This window comes from Synechococcus sp. R6-7 (genome assembly GCF_047461695.1).
Classification (GTDB): Bacteria; Cyanobacteriota; Cyanobacteriia; order Thermostichales; family Thermostichaceae; genus Thermostichus.
In genome coordinates, this window is record NZ_JANSHS010000205.1 from 1 (window position 1) to 2,024 (window position 2,024).

Sequence of the window (2,024 nt, forward strand, 5' to 3'; positions counted from 1 at the left end):
TCCCCTTGCGGGGAAAAGGTAGGGATCAACACTATAAAATCTTGCGCTGGCAGAACCAGGGTGGTGATTGCTCGCCCCGGCAGATTGCGCACAAAACTTTACAATTTTGATCAAACCGGATCCCATATCTCCCATGGGGATCCCGGCTGTAAGCTTTACCTGAGGCTCCAACGAAGTTCAAGAAAGCCCAGCAGAATCAAGGTAGGGGATCTTGGGGATCCCGTTTTTTCATCCTCCCATTCAGCAACAATCTCTTCATCAAGCGGTGAAGTCTTGCCGAAGGTGAGCCAGGATCGGGGTAGAGCTCTCCAGGCGCTTTTTCCCTCACCCCTGCCCCCCTTGCAACGCGAGAAATTGGGTTAACTCATCCTCTTCATGTCACGTGCAGCAAGCGTCTCCAGTCCTTCCTTCTCAGGGGGGAAGAGGGAGAGTGGAATCCATAGCCCCAAGCTCGACGGCCCAGCAGTTGCAGCGGAGAAAGATCTGAGCAGCTCATCGTTTCTGGAGGTTGTGTATCGGTGATCAACCCATTCTCATCCTTCCGGTGGAGACATTCTTCTCGCTCTCCAGCTGGGATCCCAGAAGTTGAACCTCAGCCCCCAGACGCTTCCGATCCTTTTGCTTCCCAACGGGAGCAGATGGTCAAGAAACAGCTCATCAAACGAGGGATCCGAGATCCACGGGTACTGGAAGCCATGGGAAAAGTGCCGCGTCACCTTTTTGTCCCCTCTGATCTGCGGGATCGGGCCTACAGGGATTGCCCTCTGCCCATCGGCTATGGCCAGACCATTTCTCAGCCCTATATTGTTGCTTTTATGACAGAAGCTGCTCGCCTCACGCCTGAATCGGTGGTGTTGGAAATCGGCACCGGCTCCGGCTATCAGGCGGCTGTTTTGGCAGAGCTGGCCCGGCAAGTGTATAGCCTGGAGCGTCTGTCCCCATTGGCTGCTCAAGCTCAACAAACCCTCGCTGCCCTGGGCTATCGCAACGTGGAAGTGCGTCAGGGGGATGGCTACCAAGGTTGGCCAGAGCATGCTCCCTACGATGCCATTCTGGTGACGGCAGCGCCCCCAACTGTGCCGACGGTGCTGCTGGATCAACTGGCGGTGGGGGGCACCTTGGTGGTGCCGGTGGGAGAAAGCCCTTCGGACTCCGGTGCCCAGGGATCCCAGTCCTTGCTGATCCTCTGCAAAACAGCCCAAGGATGGGTTCAAAAAGGGGCTTTTCCGGTGCAGTTTGTGCCCATGGTCTAGGGTTTTGCCCCCTCTACTCCTGCCAAAAGGTGGGCGCGAATTTGCAAAGCCAATTGGGGACGGTCGGTAATCAACCCTTGAACAACGGGATTTTGTCCTACTGAGCCGGCAAATGGCTGCAAGCACAACTTCATCACTTCAGGATCGTTCACCGTCCAAACGTACAGAGGGATCCCGGCCTGTTCAGCTTCAGCCAAGAACTGCAAGTTCACCCAACTGTAGTGGGGGGCCAGAAAATCCGCTCCCAACTCCCGGCAACGGGTAAGTAAAGATCCCTTGGCTTGCTCCTCAGCCTTTGCCTCGATCAACAGGCCAACCTTGGGTTGCGGGGACAAAAGCGTTTTAACCCGCTGCACCACCTGAGGCAAAAAAGAGGTGATCACAAATTCTTCGGGGGTCAAAATATCGCTAACGAGGGCAAGGACTTGTTCCTCATAGCCTGCTTCTTTGAGTTCGATATCGAGGGTGATCTTGCCCTTGATATGTGACAGGGTCTCTTCAAGAGTGGGAATCGTGGGTTTGCGGGCCCGAATCTCGGCCCAGGTTAGCGCAGACAAAGGCTGTCCATCCAAATCGGCATCGTGAACAACGAGCGGGATCCCATCTCGGCTACAGCGCACATCCAGCTCAATTTGGTCGGCCCCCACCTCAATAGCGGCAGCAAAAGCGGCCAGGGTATTTTCCTCGGCGTGGGTGTGCTCCCCACGGTGGGCGACAATCTGGGTGTAGGGGAGCATGTCAGCACCTGATACATTTACGCTGAACACTGCT

Annotated in this window: 2 protein-coding genes; one reads left to right on the forward strand and one right to left on the reverse strand. The window is 55.6% G+C overall.

Annotation, left to right across the window (positions count from 1 at the left end):
* Positions 1-518 precede the first annotated feature (518 nt).
* Positions 519-1,253 carry a protein-L-isoaspartate(D-aspartate) O-methyltransferase gene (locus tag NW815_RS06775; protein WP_414388957.1) on the forward strand — a complete coding sequence of 245 codons (735 nt, stop codon included), beginning with the start codon at positions 519-521 and terminating at the stop codon, positions 1,251-1,253.
* On the opposite strand, the gene NW815_RS06780 is transcribed toward NW815_RS06775, so the two are convergent.
* Positions 1,250-2,024, reverse strand: a 775-nt coding sequence (locus tag NW815_RS06780; protein WP_414415832.1) for a glycerophosphodiester phosphodiesterase, incomplete at its 5' end; no start/stop codon positions are given. The two genes, NW815_RS06775 and NW815_RS06780, sit on opposite strands and share 4 nt — an antisense overlap.